General features: G+C 43.4%; 1 pseudogene. It reads left to right on the top strand.

Annotated features, from left to right (window positions below):
- Positions 1–302: pseudogene (locus tag CWC11_RS20510) on the top strand (isocitrate lyase); the annotation flags it as partial.

Here is a 302-nt window from a genome sequence, read left to right as displayed (position 1 = left end):
CATTGATGAGCCCAGAGTTAGATAATACAGAACTTGCCCGTGAAGCTGATTTACTGGTACAGAATTTTCAAAAGGATGGGGCGCGAGAAGCAGGAATTTTCCATCACTTGATCACATTACCCACCTATCATACAGCAGCACTCAGTACTGACATTCTTTCTGAAGGCTACTTTGGTGAACTCGGAATGCTTGCATATGTCAGAGATGTGCAACGTCAAGAGATCCGTAGAGAACAGGCATCAGTGAAACACCAAGACCTTGCAGGGTCTAACATTGGGGATACTCATAAAGAATACTTTTCA

The sequence above is a fragment of the Pseudoalteromonas sp. S3178 genome (genome assembly GCF_005886985.1).
Lineage (GTDB): Bacteria > Pseudomonadota > Gammaproteobacteria > Enterobacterales > Alteromonadaceae > Pseudoalteromonas > Pseudoalteromonas carrageenovora.
Note: the sequence above shows the minus strand (reverse complement) of the source record. Positions and strands in the feature narration are given on the sequence as shown.